Genomic DNA, 18,972 nt, shown 5'->3' on the forward strand with positions numbered 1-18,972 from the left:
ATGAAATTCCTACAACAATTCACTAAACACGCTATTTTCGCAACAACACTTGCGTTGACCGCATCTGCGCATGCTGAGCAGGCATTAGATTTGGATTCACTGCTAAAAACCTTAGAGCAGGGTCAAACGGCACAAACAGCGCAAAACAAGCAACGTGAAGCTGACTTCAAAGCACAGCAAAACAACCAGATCCAAATGTTGAACACATTAACTGCAGAGCGCAACCAAGCGCTCGCAAAATCAGAGCGTCTAGAAACTAATTTTGAAGAAAACGAGATTAAACTGGCGAATTTAAGTGACACCCTTAGTAAGCGTATGGGAACGCTAAAAGAGCTATTTGGTGTACTTCAGCAAGTTGCTGGTGATAGTTCGAACAAGTTCGCAACATCTGTGGTATCAGCGGAAATTAAAGGTCGTGATGACTACATGACTGAGCTTGCTAAAAAAATGGGTTCAACGTCGCGCCTTGCATCAATCGAAGACATAGAAAAAGTCTGGTTTGAAATGCAACGAGAAATGACTGAACAAGGTAAAGTATCACGCTTTAATACCGAAGTGATTGTAGCCGGTGGTGCAAAACAGAATAAAGAAGTACTTCGTGTTGGTGCGTTTAACTTAATCGCTGACGGGAAATACCTAACTTACAACAATGATACACAAACCATTTCAGAACTGACTCGTCAGCCAGCGTCTCGCTTCACCTCAACAGCGGGTGAATTACAAAATGCGAAGACCGGTTCTGTCGATTTTGCCCTTGACCCAACAGGAGGTTCAATTCTCGGTCTACTAGTACAAGCGCCAAATACCGAAGAACAAGTACACCAAGGTGGCGCGGTAGGTTACGTTATTTTAGGTGTTGGTTTGTTAGCACTTCTTATTGCAATTGAGCGTTTTATATCCCTAATGTTAATGGGCTCAAAAATCAATCGTCAGCTTAAAGATAGCGTTGCCCGTGACGACAACCCGTTAGGACGCGTGATGAAAGTAAAAGAACAATACCCAGATGTTGCTTATGACACGCTAGAGCTAAAGCTTAGCGAAGCAATCCTTCGTGAAATGCCAAAGATCACACGTAACCTGACATTAATCAAAATTATTTCCGTCGTCGCGCCGCTACTTGGTCTACTAGGTACAGTGACAGGTATGATTAACACCTTCCAAGCAATTACCCTGTTTGGTACGGGCGACCCTAAACTCATGGCTGGTGGTATTTCTCAGGCACTCGTGACCACCGTACTTGGTCTGGTTGTCGCTATCCCAACGGTATTCCTTTATACCTTATTAAACACTCGTTCTCGTAACTTGCTGCTTATTCTGCAAGAGCAAAGTGCAGGGATCATTGCTGAGCGTAGCGAGAAAGGAGCGTAATCGTGGTTGTATTGCTTGATGCAATTAACGCTTTACGTGAATTCCTTGATACGGGTGGCCAGGTTCTCCTGGTCATCGGCTTCGTAACCTTCGCTATGTGGCTACTTATTCTAGAACGTTTTATGTTTGTGTTCGGAAAATACAGAAGCTACAAAAACGACGTCCTACAAGCTTGGAACTCTCGAGATGAGCGTAACAGTTGGAACGCAGAGCAGATAAGGCAAGCCACTATCTCTCGCGTAGGGATCAAACTCAATGCCAACTTACCTTACATTAATGTCATGGTTGCGCTTTGTCCGTTATTAGGACTTCTTGGTACGGTAACCGGCATGATTGAAGTGTTTGATGTGATGGCTATTACAGGCTCAGGGAGCGCACGCTCGATGGCATCTGGGGTATCAAAAGCGACTATACCAACAATGGCGGGCATGGTTGGCGCACTTTCAGGTGTATTTGCATCAACCTATTTACAACGTAAAGCCAAACGTGAAGTTGAATTGTTAGAAGACAAACTGCTACTAGACCATTAGTTGGCAGTGTGAGGAAAGAATTATGAGAGCACCACTTGCAAAAGTATTCCAAGAAGAAGAAGCAGAAGAAATCAACATGACACCTATGCTGGACGTTGTATTTATCATGCTTATCTTCTTCATTGTTACAGCTTCTTTCGTCAAAGAGGCGGGTATTGATGTTAACCGCCCAGAAGCGGCTACCGCAGTGAAAAAGCAAAGAGCCAATATCCTAGTTGCAATTTCAGATACTGGTGAAATTTGGATTAACAAACGCCAAGTAGATATCCGCGCAGTTCAAGCAAACATTGAGCGTCTTAAAGCGGAAAATCCGCAGGGGAGTGTAGTTATTCAAGCTGATAAAAAGGCAACTACTGACACGCTAATTAAAGTAATGGATGCATCACGCGCAGCTGGCGCATTTGATGTTTCAATTGCGGCACAGGAGTCATAGGAATATACCATGCGTTACTTAATTGCTTTAGTAATTGCGGGCATAGTTACCTTCTTTCTCTTCTTGGGTATGCAAGCGCTAATCCAAGGAGGGGAAGGCGCAATGACCGATCCTGTAAAAGGACAAGTGTTAGACTTTGTTCGCCTTAAAAAAGAAGAAACTGTCGAGAAGAAAGAGCGCAAACCACAAAAGCCGCCAACGCCAAAAGAGCCTCCACCGCCAATGGAAGCACCACAAACACAGAGTAACAATCTGGATACCAACGCAGGAAGCTTTGACTTTACTGCTAACGTCGATGCTGACGTAGATTTGGCAGGTGGTTTGGCGCTTGAGTCCAGTGATGGTGAATATCTGCCAATCGTGAAAGTTGCGCCGGTATATCCAAGACGGGCGTTATCACGCGGAATTGAGGGGTATGTGATTGTTGAGTTCATTGTAACTAAACAAGGCACTGTGAGAAACCCTGTTGTAGTAAGCGCTGAACCGGAATCAATCTTCGACCAAGCAGCGCTTGATGCGGCATTGAAATTTAAATACAAACCTCGCGTAGTTAACGGTGAACCGGTTGAAGTTGCGGGTGTTCAAAATAAGATTTCATTTCAAATTAATGGCTAACCGTCATTAAGGATTGCGATTATGAAAATGTTTAAAAAAATTACTTTATTAAGTGCATTATTTAGCACAGGGTTAATAATGCCAAGTCTCATTTCAGTCTTACCAAATGTTAATTTGGCAACGGCTTATGCAGACTCAGAAACGAAAACCAAACGAGTGCCTGCATTACGCGAAAAAGTGTATAGCCAACTAGCTCGTGCGCAAAAACTCGCAGACGACGGTCAAGTAACTGAAGGCTTAGCAGCTCTTGATTCAGTCAAAGAGCGTGCATCCAGTATGAATAGTTATGAAGTTGCTATGATGCACAACTTTTATGGTTTTATTTACTACAACGAAAACCAGCTTGATAAAGCGATTGAGTCATTCCAAGCAGTCATTAAGCAAGAAGCTATTCCTGAGTCATTACGCCTTTCGACCACATTTAGTTTGGCTCAATTGGCAATGGCCAACAATGACTTCAATCTGACTCTAAGGTTTCTTGACGAGTGGAGCGCAGCAACACCTCAAGCCCCTAAAAGCAACTTTTATATTTTAAAAGCACAAGCGCAATATCAGCTAAAAATGTATAATGATGCAATTAATAATATTAACTCGGCTATTAATATAGTTGAGTCAGAAGGTGATTTACCAAAAGAGAACTGGCTAGTTCTACAACGTGCTATTTATTATTCACTTGGACAGCCTAAAAACGTTGTTAAGGTGCTAGAAAAAATGGTTAACCTTTATGACAAACCTCAATATTGGATCCAATTGGGTGGAATGTATGGGGAAGTAGGTGCAGATAAAAAACAGCTGGCTACATTTGAAACTGCGAAGCAACGAGGTTTCATTAAATCAAAATCTGACTATATGCAGCTTGCACAGGTATATTTAATGAACTCACTGCCTTATAAAGCCGCTGAAATATTAGATCAAGGAATAAAAGCAAAGGTTGTTGAGGATAATGCCAAAAATCTTACCTTTATCGCCGAAGCATTCGTACAAGCTAGGGAAGATAAAAAATCGCTTCCATATTTTATTGCTGCCACTGAGAAAGTTGAACATGGCAATTTAGATCAACGGCTTGCTGAGATCTATCTAAACCTTGAAAAATATGAAGAAGCGGCTGATTACGCACGTATGGCACTAAATAAGGGCGAACTAAACTTTGAATCAAATGCTTACGTTGCACTTGGTATGGCACAATTTAATCTGCAAAATTTTGACGCATCCATATTAGCATTTGAACAAGCTGAAAAGCATAAAAAATCAGCAAATTTAGCCAAGCAATGGATTAAATATGTTAAAAGAGAAAAAGTTAATGCTGAGACATTAAAACAAGCATTATTATAATATTTTATAATCGCAACACCAAAGCCGCCTTCGGGCGGTTTTTTTATTTATAAAGTTCCATTTTTATTTATGAAGATTTAATTACAAGCACTTGGTGTAATCTTCATGTAATAAAACACCATTAATTTAGTCACATCATTTAAAAACAGTAAAAAAATAATTTTTTAAAGTCTACTACTTGGAGTTAGCAATGGAACTAAAAAACCTCTTCAGAGTCTCTGCAATCGTCGCTGCTATGGCATTAACTGGTTGTGGTGGTGACATCGAAGTTACGCCTACGGTAAACGATAACAGCGTTAATAATTCAAATAACACCAGCAACAATGGCGGCGAAACACCTCCTCCGGTAGCAGAAAACCCATGTACAGCACGTACTGTGGGCAGTACTGAAGTTCAAGGTCAATTCCAAGCACCTCACTGTGTATACGGTACCGACTTTGCATCTAAATCGTTAGAAATAGAATCTGATATTTCATTTGCAAAACTTGAAAATGGTGGTGCACATGTATTTAAAGGTGCACTACTAATTGGTAAAGATTGTAATACCGCAACAAGCTGTACTATTTCAGAAACTGGTCCAACACTTGAAATAAAGCCGGGCGCGGTAATGGCATTCACATCAGGTGAATCTGTCGTGCGTATTGCTCGTGGTGCAAAAATTAACGCCGTTGGCACAGCAGCGGATCCTATTCGCTTTACTTCAGCCGCTGAATTTGAAGCGTTTGACTTGGCAGGAATTGGTCCACAGTTCGCTGACTGGGGTGGGATCATGGTAAATGGTTTTGGTATTACTAACGAATGTACAGATGCAGAGCGCAACGCTAATTTATGTAACGCTGACTCTGAAGGTGTAACCAGCTACTACGGTGGTAACAATAATGCAGATAGTAGTGGTCAAATCAAATATGCCCACATTTGGTATGCAGGTTCAGGCCCTCGTGATGGTGGCCCTGGGGACGACTTGAACTCGCTAACGCTAAACGCTGTAGGCTCAGGTTCTAGCTTTGAATTTTTGCATATTCACCAAGGCTTTGACGATGGTATCGAATTCTTCGGTGGTGCTGCAAGCATCAAAAACATCGTCGTAACTGATACGCAAGACGACGCGATAGACGTAGACGCTGGTTGGCAGGGTAAAGGCCAGTTTATCTTAGTGAAGCACGGTACTATCGAAACTAAACGTGATGTTACTTATGCAGATGACGATGGTAATCCAGTACTTCTACCAGCTGGTACGGTAGGTTTCATGGGTAACAACGGCTTTGAAACTGACGGTGAGAAGGCATCAGGTGCCGATTATAGTCAGGCACCAGCCTCAACACTAAACTTTGCAAATGTAACTGTAATTACTACAGATGGTAACTCTATTCGAGATGATGATGAGTCTCAAGGCATGAAGTTTGACGACGCTATCCGTGGCATGTATTACAACGCACTAATTGTTAAAGCAGAAGCATCGAACGGGACTGAATGTTTAGAGTTTAAAGATGGTGACGCAGCTGCAAATGCTGAAGCTGATACGCTAAATTATGACAGCTCGGTACTTGCTTGTGCAGCAAACTTTAAAAACGGCTCCGATCCACTTCCTGCAGGTGAAGGTAAGGAAGATTGGTTTGTAAATGGTGGTGTAAATCAAATTCTTAATGGTGCGCAAGATGTGTTGGCTGCTGATGGTTTCTCAACAAATTCGAGCTCAACAGCAATCACCGTTGATGCGAATAACCTAAGTGGATTAAATGACGCTTTCTTCACAACAGTCGATTACATTGGTGCAGTATCAGATACAGACACTTCATCTGAATGGTATCAATGGGCTAAGAAAGCAATTGAGGCTTCAAACGCAGACTAATTATCAGTAATGACCTTAGTTATTACAATTAAGGCGCAGTCATTGCGCCTTTTTTATGATTTTTGGCAGGATTGCATATGGATACTCAAATGAAATTTAAAAAAGTTGCTTTAGCCATAAGTGCGGCAGTTACTGTTGCAACTTCTCTACCGAGTGTGGCGGAAGAAGAACAGGCAATTGAAGAAGTTGTTGCTGTAGGTACTCGTTTGCAAGGCAGTGCTGCAGCAGTAATCGAAGAGCGTAAAAACCAAGCGTTCGTTGCAGATATTTTAGGTGCAGAGCAGCTTTCTCGCACCGGCGACAGTGATGCGGCATCAGCACTTCGTCGTGTAACAGGTCTGACACTCGTTGACGGCAAATTTATTTATGTTCGTGGTCTAGGCGAACGTTATTCTAGTGCACGATTAAATGGTGCCGCTGTACCAAGCCCGGATCTAACTAGAAACGTTATTCCGTTGGATATATTTCCCGCTAGCATTATTGAAAGCCTAGCGGTGCAAAAAGCGTATTCACCTTCAATGCCAGCTGCATTTGGTGGCGGTAACATAGATATTCGTACCAAGTCGGTTCCGTCGGAGTTCACAGCTGGAATAGAATTGGGAATTGGACAAAATATTAATTCCGATAAGGGCTACACCTTTAGTGGAACCGCTGAGGGAATACCACAAGTACTGCAAGATGCTGTAGTAAGGTATCGTGGTAACTTTGACATCGGAGAAGTCGTAGACAAAAACGGCTTTAAGGATCAAGACGGACTCACTCGCGCAGACCAAGCAATAGACATCATAAAAGGCTTTGTTACGTCTCTTCCTCGCGATATTGAAGTGAAAAATGAGTCACTTGATCCCAACTTTGATGTAAAAGCAAACATTGGTAATAGCTTCCAAGAAGATTGGTTTGGTGGCACCGTAGGCTTTATGCTAGCCGGCTCTTACGATAATGACTGGAATTATAGCGACCGAACTACCGGTGTAATTGACGATAGCCTATCCGAAAACTGTACTTCAAAACTTGAAACCGCAGAAGATACTACAAACTCTTGTTATGTCACCCTCAAGGCGTCTGAAGTGACGACTGAGACTGAGCGTATGAATGGTGTACTTAATCTGGGTTATCGCCTCGATCAGCATAACATTTCATATTCTAAGATATATTTAGAAGATAATGAGCGTGAATCTGACCTCTCGGTTTTACAAAGCCCAAATGGTAGTACTGTAAGAACCATTGCAGGGACTGGTGCTGCGCAGCGCTCCCACCAGTTTAATTACGAAGAACGCACGTTAGACATTGATCAAGTGGTTGGCCAACACACCTTCTTGGACTACTGGGGACTAGGTGTAGACTGGCAATACACCGAATCAAAAGCACAGACAGATATTCCAACAGATATCGATTTTAAATTTATCGATAACTACAACGATGATGGAAGCTATAAAAATTCTATTGTAACTGGTGATGATAACCGCGTAACTTACGCGTTTACTGACATGGAAGACAATGTCAAATCGTACAGCGGAAACGTAACTTTACCATTAACCTTTGACGGTATAGAGATAACCCTTAAAGGTGGATATGACTTTATGGATCGTGCTCGTGTTTATAACACCAGCAATTTCGTTGTAAATAACAAAAGCGGGATTTCTATTCCGGTTAATTTTGACAGCTCAGAAATTAACTCGATTACTAGTTACCTAGATAGTGAGTTTATAGACAACAACACCTTCTTATTAACGTTTAACGAACCTCAAGCACCTGCTGCTGACGATTATATTGCAGCTCAAAAAATAGATGCAGGTTACGGCGAATTTGATATTTTCTTTGATAACACTTGGCGGATCAGTGGTGGTATTCGTTATGAAGACTTTAAGCAGGTGTCACTTGCGACATCAAGTTTAATCTTCGATAGAGTCACCATGGAAACCATTTACGACGAAGAGCGTATTCTGGCAGGAACAGTAAACGAAGATAATTTCTTTAATGCTTTATCACTTACTTACCTGTCGGATGGTAACTATCAGATACGTTTTGGTTATGGTGAGACTACCGTTCGTCCTGATTTACGTGAGCTTGTACCTGTTGCTTACTATGATCCATTAACTGACATCCGTACTTTTGGTGTTGCGGGTCTTAAAAGTAGTGATTTAAAGAACTATGATGCCCGTTTTGAATATTATATGGATAATGGCGACAACTTCTCTGTGGCGGCATTCTATAAAGATATTACCGCACCAATCGAGACCATCCTACGCGTCGGTGATGAAGATTACACCGCCACCTTCGTAAACGGTGAGGAAGGCGAAGTATATGGTATCGAAGCGGAGTGGCTATATGACTTATCAGGTGTCGCCAGTGGCTTTTTCACTTCAGGTAACATCACTTTAAGTGACTCAGAAGTATCCATCGATCCGGCGCGAGCAGGAAACTTGACCAACCCAACCAAACGTATGACTGGGCACTCAGAGTACGTAGTCAATATGCAGCTAAACTATGACTCTGCAGATGGCCAGCATAGTGGTTCATTGGTATACAATGTGTTTGGCGAGCGTATTTTGGCTTCAGGTATTGGTGGTCGTGATGATGCGTATGAGCAACCATTCCATTCACTAGACCTTGTTTACACTTGGTATCCCGACTTTAACTCAAAGGTTAAGTTTAAGGTGAAAAACCTATTGAACGAAGACCAAGAAGTCACTCAGTCTGATGTTGTCGTTCGACAAAAAGACGTTGGAACTTCAATTAGCTTGAGTTATAGCTACGAATTCTAGAAGAAAACTAAACTTACCAATCTAGCCAAGGTTTTTCCTTGGCTTTTTTTGATCTTTATCAAGATTTCTAAATTTTTTCTATTCTTCATCGTTATTTCATAGACTTGATTCTGTAACTTTGTGTATAGTTGGTCTATATACTATAAATATATCCAAATACTTCAGTAAGTTACTATGCTGTTAATATAGTTGTAACAGATAATTAGTAAAATTACTTAAGCGCTTTAAAAACAAAACTATAACTTATTTTGTACCGAGTTCTCATTAACGCTGATGCGTTTAATTAGGACAACCTTTACATGTTGTATCCAAACCCCGCTTTGCGGGGTTTTTTATTCTTAAATATTCACCATTTGTAGCTAGTCCAACTTAAATTCTTTTGCTATGGTAGCCATCTAGACATACGACTCACGCAATAAACCGTATAAACATTATAAAGGTATATAACATGAAAAAAGTAGGACTCGTCGGCTGGCGTGGAATGGTTGGCTCCGTGCTTATGGAGCGTATGCAGCAAGAAAATGACTTCGACAACATAGAAGCGCACTTTTTTACTACCTCTCAAGCAGGTCAACTGGGACCAGTGGTCAATGGGGCTGGCGATCCAAAGCCCCTCAAAGATGCAAGTGATATAGACGCACTCGCGCAGATGGATGTAATCATCTCCTGTCAGGGAGGGGACTATACCAAATCAGTTTACTACACATTGCGTGAGCAAGGCTGGGATGGGTATTGGATAGATGCAGCGTCAGCGCTGAGAATGGAACAAGACAGTATCATTGTACTTGATCCAGTTAACAAAGATGTTATCCAACAGGGGTTAGAACAAGGTGTTAAAACCTTTGTTGGCGGTAACTGTACAGTGTCACTTATGCTATTAGCGTTAGGTGGACTGTTTGAGCAAGATCTCATTGAATGGGTAAGCCCGATGACCTACCAAGCTGCATCCGGAGCTGGCGCGAGGAACATGCGTGAATTAATCACGCAAATGGGAGAGATACACAGTAGCGTTAAGACACAGCTTGACGACCCAAGCTCTGCCATTTTGGAAATCGATAAGATTGTTGCGGATAAAATTAAAGACGACTCATTACCAAAAGATCAATTTGGAGTACCGCTTGCTGGTAGCTTAATTCCTTGGATAGACGTTCCAATGGAGTCTGGTCAAAGTAAGGAAGAGTGGAAGGCACAAGTTGAGGCAAACAAGATCCTGGGCTCATCTAAGCAACCAATTCCTATCGATGGCTTGTGCGTTCGGATAGGCGCGATGCGCTGTCACTCACAAGCACTGACGATTAAACTGCGAGAAAATCGCACCGTCGATGAAATTGAAGCTATCTTGGCTGAACATAATGAGTGGGTTAGGGTAATTCCTAACGAACGCGATATCACAGCCAAAGAACTGACACCTGTAAATGTTACCGGTACGCTAGATATTCCAATAGGAAGAATAAGAAAGCTAAGCATGGGTGAAAAATATATCAGCGCATTCACAGTAGGTGACCAATTGCTGTGGGGCGCAGCTGAGCCACTACGCAGAATGTTAAGAATAATTACCGGATAACGTTTTCGTCACTGAAAACGCTTTGACCAGATTATTACCCTTTGTCTTGATACTTACTCAACTTGAGTAAGTATCAAGACGCTAGTTACTGCCTGCACAACTTTTATATCGTTATCCGTCCCCACTTACTATTCTTAGTGATTATCCACAGCACAGCTTTAAACTGCATTCCTTACCTAAATCGAGCTCTGAAGCAATAATTCCTTTACGATGTTGGTCACAAAATGTCTCACCCTTGTAATGATGGTCTATAGTTACCCTGAATAAACAGTAATCTGCGCTCACAACACGGAGAAATGAAAGGGTATGTTAAACAGATTCTCAATTATGCAGCTCACCTTGATAAGCTCTGTATCTCTACTCAGTTTGCTTGTGCTTTTAGTCGGGAAAAATGTATTTAACAATTTTACTCAGTATGCCAGTGCCGAAAGAGATATTAAATATGTCACCCTTTTAGATGCTATGGAAAAGGTAGCTCATCAGCATGCCGTTGAGCGGGGCCTTAGCGCAGGTTACCTTGGTAATCCGAGCGCCCAAAATAAGAAAAAAGTTGATGAGCAACGGGTCATTGCTGACCAATCAATCGAGACACTAAAGTCGGTGAGTAACACATTACTGAAAAATGACAAGAGTGTTCACAAATGGCTTCCATATATCTTCGAAGTAGAAAAGAACAAACGGCAAATACGCTCGGAAATAGATCGTCAAAATGGGACAAATGCGTTTGACTACTACAGCAAATTGAATCAAGTAGCACTTAACACAGCTGGCCGGATCCAGTCTTATGTTTCGGATAGAACATTGTCTTCAGATTTATCCATTGCATTTTTGATTGCTCAAAGTAAAGAAAGGCTTGGGCAAATAAGAGGAAAAGTAAATGGTGTTTTAGCAAAAAAGGCGATGTCAAACACAGTTAAGGACGACATCGGCTATTTTCGTACGCAGTTAAAAATGTCATTACATCAACTTGAAACGGCACTCGAAGGAACCCAGCTAGACAATATTCAAGATTTTTTAACAGATCCAGCTGCGATTGAGTTCAACAGAATACTAGATCAACTTGAAAATCAACAACCGCTTGATTTCCAAACTTTACCTTCCAGCGCTCAGTGGTTTAGCAGTGCAACACAGAGAATTACTCAGCTAAAAAGTAAATTAGACAACATATGGGCAGAAACGATTCACGATAGCCAACAAAATAAAGCTGATATTGCGTTTGATAGCATCATAATTTTCAGCCTGTTCATTGTTGTACTCACCGTCATTGCGCTCATTAATTTGCATTTAATCCGTTCACTTCGCTCAGAACTTTCGAAGTTAACCACAATACTTAAACGTGTTGCGGAAGAGGGCGATCTCACTTTGGACATGCGATTGAACACCCGAGATGAGTTAGGTCAGATTTCAGAGTCCATTTTTAACACTATTTTTGCGTTCAAAGATCTTATGGTTGGATTGGCAAAGTCCGTTGAGGTTGGCACACATCTTGGGGAAAAAATGCACACAGCGGCATCGAATGTTAACGACGACGCGAAAAGAACGCAGGAAATGGCCTCTAGCATTGCTGTAGCGATTGAAGAGATGGCGACTACTAGCCAAGAGATTGCTAAGTTAGCTCAGGAAACACTCGATGCCAGCGACCAATTAAATAGTGAGTCTGCGCAATTATTATCGGACAACCAAAAGAATTTAGAGACGATGCAAACTTTATCAAACAGCATGAATGATGTTGATGTAATGGCTGCAAGCATGGAAAAGCAAGTATCTGAAATTAATACCATTCTTGACTCTATTCGTAGTGTCGCGGAGCAAACCAATTTGCTTGCATTAAACGCCGCAATTGAAGCTGCTAGAGCTGGAGAACACGGAAGAGGATTTGCAGTGGTTGCAGATGAGGTTAGGGGGCTTGCTAACAACAGTAAGCAATCATCAGAGCAAATATCAACATTACTGATCAGCTTATCTGAAATTAGTCAAAACGTCGTAAAGTCAATTAGAGACAATACTCGCCTTACACAAAATACCATGACCGAAGTGGAAGAGACCCGACAAGTATCACTGCGAGTAAATGAGCACAGTTCTCATGTTGAAAAACTTACCATGTCCGTTGCAACAGCAGCTTCACAGCAGTCTGAAGTGGCAAATGATATTTCGCAAAATACGGCAGCCGTGCTTGAAGCTGCTAACCATGAATTAGATACCTCAAGAGCATTAAACACACTCTTTAAAGACATGAAGCTCAATAGTGATACATTACAACGAACAATGGATGTATTTAAAATCGATAAAAATTAATCAAACACGGTTTCTTAGCTGTTTAACCGAGCCAATATCGGTTAAACAGCTGAGGAAGTTCAGCTTTAAGTAATTTGGGCTTATTCTTAAACTTTTTGCCCTGCGGGGGAAAGTTCACCACACTATGATAAGGCAGTTCTTCTTGGCTTTTCTCTTCATATAGTAGTCCAGCCACGAGATCTAACTCATCGATAAATGGGTAAGGTAAGTCATCCTTAGTTGCAATAGCAAATTTATTAGCAAGCTCATCAGGCTCTGTTATAAGAATACTTATCGCTTCAGACCCGCGACTAATGGTCCAGTTACAAAAATCTAAAAAATCGTATTCGCTATTACAGCCAGCAATTACATAGGCAACTTTCCAATTATCCCAATGCCACAAAGCCCTGAGTTCTTTTGTATATATACCATCAAACTGCGCAAGTTCCTCGCAGCTAAGCGCTGATAAACGTGTTTTTAAATAGTCACAATCTTGTGTATTATTAGGGGCGGTAACTAGCTCCCAGAAGCGGTCAAGTTCCATGTGTTTCATCTAAAGCATACAAAGCGGCGATTATAGCCAGTAACCTGCGCTGAGTAAACGAACGCAGGCGTCGAGTTTTCATATACACCAGCCTACGTCACTTGAATATGGCTAGCTTTTCAGTGCCTTATCACCGCGACCAATACCAACGGCACCTGAACGTACCAATTCGATAATATCGCTTTCGTGGCGCAGTAAATCTAGGAAGGATTCAAGACGCTCAGCAGAGCTTACCATCTGCAATAAGTAACTCTGCTTGCCCATGTCTATAATACTGGCTTGAAAAACCTCAGCAACGCGGTTGATAGCAGCCCGAGTTACCTCATCTCTGGCGTATACTTTTACTAATAATAACTCTCTTTCGATATGCTGCATATCCGTTAGGTCAATCACCTTGAGCACATCCACCAGTTTATTAACTTGTTTTGTAATTTGCTCAACAATACGGTCATCACCTTGAGTAGTGATAGTAATACGTGACAACGTTTTATCTGCGGTGGTGCCTACAGTCAAGCTATCTATGTTGTATGCACGCTGAGAAAATAATCCCACAATACGAGAAAGCGCGCCAGGCTCGTTCTCTAATAAAATCGATAGTATTCTTCTCATTATGCTTTTACTCCTTTTTTTAACCACATCTCGTCTATTGCACCTTGCTTGATTTGCATCGGATATACATGCTCAGACTCATCGACCAAAATATCTAAAAATACGAGCCTATCTTTAATTGACATAGCTTTTTCTAGCGCAGAATCAAGCTGCTCAGGTGTGTCTACTCTAATGCCAATATGCCCATAACTCTCGGCGAGCGCGACAAAATCTGGAAGCGATTCCATATACGAGCTCGCATGACGCCCTTCATACATCATGTCTTGCCACTGACGCACCATGCCAAGCGATCGATTGTTGAGCGAAATGACTTTAACTGCCAGACCATACTGCAAGCAGGTAGATAGCTCTTGAATATTCATTTGGATGGAACCGTCTCCGGTCACGCACAACACTTCACTGTTCGGAAATGCCATTTTAACGCCCATTGCAGCAGGTAGTCCGAACCCCATTGTGCCCAAGCCCCCTGAGTTAATCCATTGCCGTGGTGCTTTAAAAGGATAGTACTGAGCTGCAAACATTTGGTGCTGACCTACATCAGAGCAAACATAAGCCTCTCCGTGCGTTAATTGATAAAGTTTTTCGATAACGGTTTGCGGTTTTATTTTGTCTACACCAGGAGTGAAAGCCAAACAATTTTGCGAGCGCCAGTTGGTGATACATTGCCACCAGTCTTCTTGAGCAGCTCTATCTATTCGTTTTTCGCATTTTTCAATACCCCTTAAAAGTTGATCCATAACTGTGTCCAAGCAGCCTACAACCGGTATATGTGCCACAATAGTCTTGGAAATAGACGTTGGATCAACATCAACATGGACAATCTTTGCATTGGGGCAGAATTTTTTGACGTTATTGGTCACTCTATCGTCAAATCGCGCACCAAGTGCCAAAATAACGTCTGCGTTCGCCATCGCTTTATTTGCTTCTAAACTACCGTGCATACCCAACATACCAATAAAATTTGGGTGTTCGCCGCTTATCCCGCCAAGACCCATTAAAGTATTTGTGATTGGTGCATTGAGTTTTTCAACCAGCTCGGTCAGTTTTTCAGAAGTATTAGAAAGTATAATACCGCCACCAGAATATATAACTAGGCGTTTTGCTTCTATGATTGCTTCTACGGCTTTTCGGATCTGTTTGGAATGCCCCTTTACACTCGGATTATATGTGCGCATATCAATATCTTGAGGCATAACAAAATCAAAACTCAAAGCAGGATTCAAAATGTCCTTTGGAAGCTCAACAACTACTGGCCCGGGTCTTCCTGAACTTGCTAAATAGAATGCTTTTGCCAACACTTCTGGAATATCAATGGCATTCCGACAGTTGAAACTATGTTTAACGATAGGGCGTGAACAACCAACAATGTCTGTTTCCTGAAAGGCATCGTCGCCAATGAGATTTGATGGAACTTGCCCTGACAATACCACCATTGGGATTGAGTCCATATAAGCTGTGGCAATACCGGTAATGCAGTTTGTTGCCCCAGGACCACTAGTGGCTAACACTACGCCAACTTCACCTGTGGCTCTTGCATAGCCATCTGCCATATGTGTAGCAGCCTGCTCATGTCTCACTAGTATATGTTCAATTTCAGATTGCTGAAAAAGTGCATCGTAAAGATCCAATACTGAACCGCCAGGGTAACCAAATATGTATTTAACCTTTAATGCGCTCAACGCTTTAACTACCAACTCTGAGCCGTTATATTGCTCTGCCATTACCTCATTCCTCGTCGATTGTGCTACCTGATACTAATTCTTTTAAACAAAAAAAGCCCCGCTGATTGCGGGGCTTGTATATTTCTTTCAACTAATAGCTCCCCGCTGAACTCTAAGAAGAGACCAGTACCACCACGAGAACGATTACTTGAAAAAAGTGTGTCATTGAATAAGCCTTAATTAATAAATTAACTTCAGCCTACACATGATTAGATATAAATTCTACCTTTCCACCTTTCAATTGTTGAAATATTACATTTCAATTTAAAATTTATCTTCATTTGAATTTTTTATTTATATGGCTCTTTCTCTGAACAAATTCGTACAACTGCTAAACTTAACACTCTAACTCGCTTTGGAGTATTGGAATGAATATTTTCAATTTAGGCATGCTGTGCGCAATGCTACTGGTATCCACAGCCGCACCTGCGCAAGTTTTGTATCGAGATCAAGTGATTTACTGGCAGGAAAAGAAACTTGGACGAGCACTTAGTGACTATGAGCGTGGCGTGGTTTTATCCGAGTACATCAAAGGCAAGCCTATCACTCAAGATATAAAGACTCCCTATGCTATAAAAAGTGCATTGGGAGGCATAAGCAAACTTAGCAAGCAATATAATACACCTGCGACGACACAGGTGCTCAATGAAGCTAAAGTGCTCGCTATTTTGGTTGACTTCCCTGACTTACCTTATAATCAAAACCGACTAAATCCGAACGACACAGACATGTACTACGCAAGTTACCCCGTGTCGCACTACCAAGGGCTTTTATATTCAAATAATGGCTACTCAGGCCCCAATGGTGAAGCTCTGCAATCTGCAACACAATACTATCAAGCGGTATCAGGAGGTAGCTTTAAGATAGTGGGTAATGCTTTTGGTTGGGTCAGCGCAGATCAGAATGCCGCCTATTATGGTAGGCAAGAGGGCAATACTCGCGATTTAAGACCCGAAGAACTTGTCTTTGAAGCTGTAACAAAAGCAGTATCTGAATTTAATATTGATTTATCTGAATACGACAAAACCGATCTCAATGATATTGATGGTGACGGCAACAGACTGGAACCTGACGGGGTAGTAGACCATGTGATGTTATTCCACTCAAGCATTGGTCAAGAAGCGGGCGGAGGGGTACTAGATGGTGATGCAATTTGGTCTCACCGCTTTTTCGTCTTCGATGAAAACAATCAACCTAAATCAATCCCTAACACAAGCTATAAGATTTATAACTACACAATCAATCCAATAGACGCAGCCATCGGTGTAGTTGTTCATGAGTTTGGTCATGATTTAGGATTACCAGACGAGTATGACTTAAACTCCAACGACATCGGCGAGCCTGTCGCACTATGGTCGGTCATGTCTTCAGGTAGCTACTTAGGGCAATTAAGTGGTTCACAGCCAACCCAGTTTTCCCCCAAAAGTTTGGAGTTTTTACAACAAAATTACGCAGGTAATTGGATTGCGCAATCAGAATATACACTTGATGATATAAATACTGAGCAAACAATCTCACTGACGGATATTGGTGTAAATGAAAGCACCACAAACCAAATTAAGATCACTTTACCTGCTGAGTTAGAGCCATTTATTGCACCACTTGATGGCAATTATCACTACTATTCAGGTCAAGGTGATAAGTTGAATAATAGTGCCAGCTTCGCCCTTACATTACCAAATGCGGCTGACATTTCGTTAACCATGTTGGCAGACTATAGCATTGAACTAAATTATGATGTTTTCCAAGTTACTATAAACGGACAACCAATCTCAGGTAACACGACCAAAGCAACACATCCAAATTATGCAGGGATCACTAATTACATGGATGGTGAATCATCTGCATTTGGGTCAAATCCCATCACCTTATCTTTCGATCTCTCGTCATATAAAGGCCAAACCGTCACTATTGGGTTATTATACCGGACTGACGCATTTGAAACCCTCAAAGGTGTATTGATAGACAACATCCAAATTATCGCGGACGGTGCACAGGTATACCTTAACACAGCAGAGTCAACAAACGAGCTGCAATACAGTGGCTTTCGAAAAATATCGAGATATAGAGCAACACAAAGTAACGCATACTACGCTCACCTGCGCTCATTTAGGGGAATTGATTCGGGACTTTCGTTGACCGGTTACAACTCTGGGGTATTGTTATGGTATAGCAATAATAACGAAAGCAACAACTCCACATCATTACATCCAGGCTCTGGTGATATGTTAGTGGTTGATCAGGATCAAAACCCAATATACAAAAGCGACGGTGCTTCACTTGCCACCAGTGTCATACAAGTTAAAGATGCAACGCTTAGGTTAGATGAACAAAAGCCTGGGCTTGGCGATCAAAATCTCGCAGCTATCAGCATATTTAATGATACTCAAGATTACTCGTTTACCCAACAGAAAGAGTCTGGTGTTGTTTTACCAGCATTTGGAGTTCAAGTACTGCTAAAATCGATATCAGAGGACGCCAGTAGCGCAGAAGTAAGTCTGGTTTATACTAACGACCCTCAAATTGCGCAAGCACAATCACAAAACACCGTAACTTTTAGTGTAAAAGGGCTTGCGCTAAATGAGTCAGACACTTTTAGTTGGAACTTTGGCGATGGCCAAACAAGTAATGCGCTCTCGCCAACCCATAGCTATCAAAATACCGGGAGCTACTCTGTTTTATTCACAAGAACAAAGATTGACGGTTCAAGCTCTTCATTAAATACAATCGCTAACGTTGGTAATGTCGTCGTATTACCACTTAGTATCAACCAAATTGCCGCTACAGCTAATGGAGAGAGGATCCTCTTTAATGCTGACATCAATGGCGGAAAGCCTCCTTATCAACTTCAATGGAATTTTGGAGATAATCAAACCGCAGCTGTAAATCCGATTGAACACAGCTTTGAGTTCAGTGGCAACTACACTGTCACACTCAATGTAACAGATGCCGATGGAGCCACTGTTAGTAGTACAAAAAGTGTAGATGTTATTGTGCCTTTACAAGTAGATGCAACAGCAACAATCTCTAATTTACAAGCTAACTTTAACGCTAGCGCTAGTGGGGGGGACGGCAACTACCAAGCACAGTGGCAATTTGGTGATGGTATGCAAGGCGTGGGGTTATCAACAACGCATAGTTATGACCAAGCAGGGACATATAGTGTGTTGTTAACGTTATCGGATGGTTTAGGCCAAAGCGTCAATGCAAACGTTGACGTCGTAGTCACAGCACCAATAACACAACCTGACACGATAGACAACACTAATGAAAGTTCATCTGGTGGTGCTATGGGATGGTTGCTCTTGCTAATTGCAATAGTAATGGGACTAAAAAGAAAGCAAAGTTAAGGTAGCATTATAGCTAAC

General features: G+C 41.7%; 13 protein-coding genes. 10 read left to right on the forward strand and 3 right to left on the reverse strand.

Annotated elements, in window-relative coordinates:
- From J8Z24_RS21045 to J8Z24_RS21085, 9 genes are all read left to right on the forward strand, one after another.
- The gene (locus J8Z24_RS21045; protein ID WP_252095793.1) at positions 1-1,368 is read left to right on the forward strand and encodes a MotA/TolQ/ExbB proton channel family protein; all 1,368 of its coding nucleotides are present in this window, start codon (positions 1-3) and stop codon (positions 1,366-1,368) included.
- Between the two features lie 2 nt (positions 1,369-1,370).
- A complete protein-coding gene (locus J8Z24_RS21050; RefSeq protein WP_125252896.1) occupies positions 1,371-1,898 on the forward strand; it encodes a MotA/TolQ/ExbB proton channel family protein in 528 nt (175 codons plus the stop codon).
- Positions 1,899-1,920: 22 nt separating this feature from the next.
- Entirely contained in the window at positions 1,921-2,331 is a 411-nt protein-coding gene (locus tag J8Z24_RS21055) for an ExbD/TolR family protein (protein ID WP_010378708.1), read from the forward strand.
- Positions 2,332-2,340: 9 nt separating this feature from the next.
- On the forward strand, positions 2,341-2,946 hold the full coding sequence (locus J8Z24_RS21060; RefSeq protein ID WP_125252897.1) for an energy transducer TonB: 606 nt from the start codon (positions 2,341-2,343) through the stop codon (positions 2,944-2,946).
- Between the two features lie 21 nt (positions 2,947-2,967).
- Entirely contained in the window at positions 2,968-4,278 is a 1,311-nt protein-coding gene (locus tag J8Z24_RS21065; protein WP_252095794.1) for a tetratricopeptide repeat protein, read from the forward strand.
- Between the two features lie 190 nt (positions 4,279-4,468).
- On the forward strand, positions 4,469-6,127 hold the full coding sequence (locus tag J8Z24_RS21070) for a beta-helix domain-containing protein (RefSeq protein ID WP_252095795.1): 1,659 nt from the start codon (positions 4,469-4,471) through the stop codon (positions 6,125-6,127).
- Positions 6,128-6,204: 77 nt separating this feature from the next.
- Positions 6,205-8,892 (forward strand): TonB-dependent receptor domain-containing protein, encoded by a 2,688-nt coding sequence (locus tag J8Z24_RS21075; RefSeq protein ID WP_125252900.1) that lies wholly within the window; start codon positions 6,205-6,207, stop codon positions 8,890-8,892.
- A 448-nt stretch (positions 8,893-9,340) separates the two neighbouring features.
- Positions 9,341-10,456 carry an aspartate-semialdehyde dehydrogenase gene (gene asd / locus J8Z24_RS21080; protein ID WP_147389544.1) on the forward strand — a complete coding sequence of 372 codons (1,116 nt, stop codon included), beginning with the start codon at positions 9,341-9,343 and terminating at the stop codon, positions 10,454-10,456.
- 306 nt (positions 10,457-10,762) lie between these two features.
- On the forward strand, positions 10,763-12,751 hold the full coding sequence (locus tag J8Z24_RS21085; protein ID WP_252095796.1) for a methyl-accepting chemotaxis protein: 1,989 nt from the start codon (positions 10,763-10,765) through the stop codon (positions 12,749-12,751).
- A gap of 22 nt (positions 12,752-12,773) precedes the next feature.
- Here the strand turns inward: J8Z24_RS21085 and J8Z24_RS21090 are convergent, their stop codons facing one another.
- The 3 genes from J8Z24_RS21090 to J8Z24_RS21100 all read right to left on the reverse strand — a co-directional run bounded on the left by J8Z24_RS21090 (position 12,774) and on the right by J8Z24_RS21100 (position 15,604).
- Positions 12,774-13,274, reverse strand: coding sequence for a DUF4240 domain-containing protein (locus J8Z24_RS21090; RefSeq protein ID WP_252095797.1), 501 nt, complete (start codon positions 13,272-13,274; stop codon positions 12,774-12,776).
- A 111-nt stretch (positions 13,275-13,385) separates the two neighbouring features.
- Positions 13,386-13,883 (reverse strand): acetolactate synthase small subunit, encoded by a 498-nt coding sequence (gene ilvN, locus J8Z24_RS21095; RefSeq protein WP_252095798.1) that lies wholly within the window; start codon positions 13,881-13,883, stop codon positions 13,386-13,388.
- Complete coding sequence (locus J8Z24_RS21100) at positions 13,883-15,604, reverse strand: acetolactate synthase 3 large subunit (RefSeq protein WP_147389821.1); 1,722 nt, start codon at positions 15,602-15,604, stop codon at positions 13,883-13,885. Before J8Z24_RS21100 ends, ilvN begins: the two co-directional genes overlap by 1 nt.
- A gap of 368 nt (positions 15,605-15,972) precedes the next feature.
- Between J8Z24_RS21100 and J8Z24_RS21105 the strand changes: the two genes are divergently transcribed.
- Entirely contained in the window at positions 15,973-18,954 is a 2,982-nt protein-coding gene (locus J8Z24_RS21105) for an immune inhibitor A domain-containing protein (protein ID WP_147389823.1), read from the forward strand.
- Positions 18,955-18,972: the final 18 nt, after the last annotated feature.

This window comes from Pseudoalteromonas sp. SCSIO 43201 (assembly GCF_023716725.1).
Classification (GTDB): domain Bacteria; phylum Pseudomonadota; class Gammaproteobacteria; order Enterobacterales; family Alteromonadaceae; genus Pseudoalteromonas; species Pseudoalteromonas peptidolytica.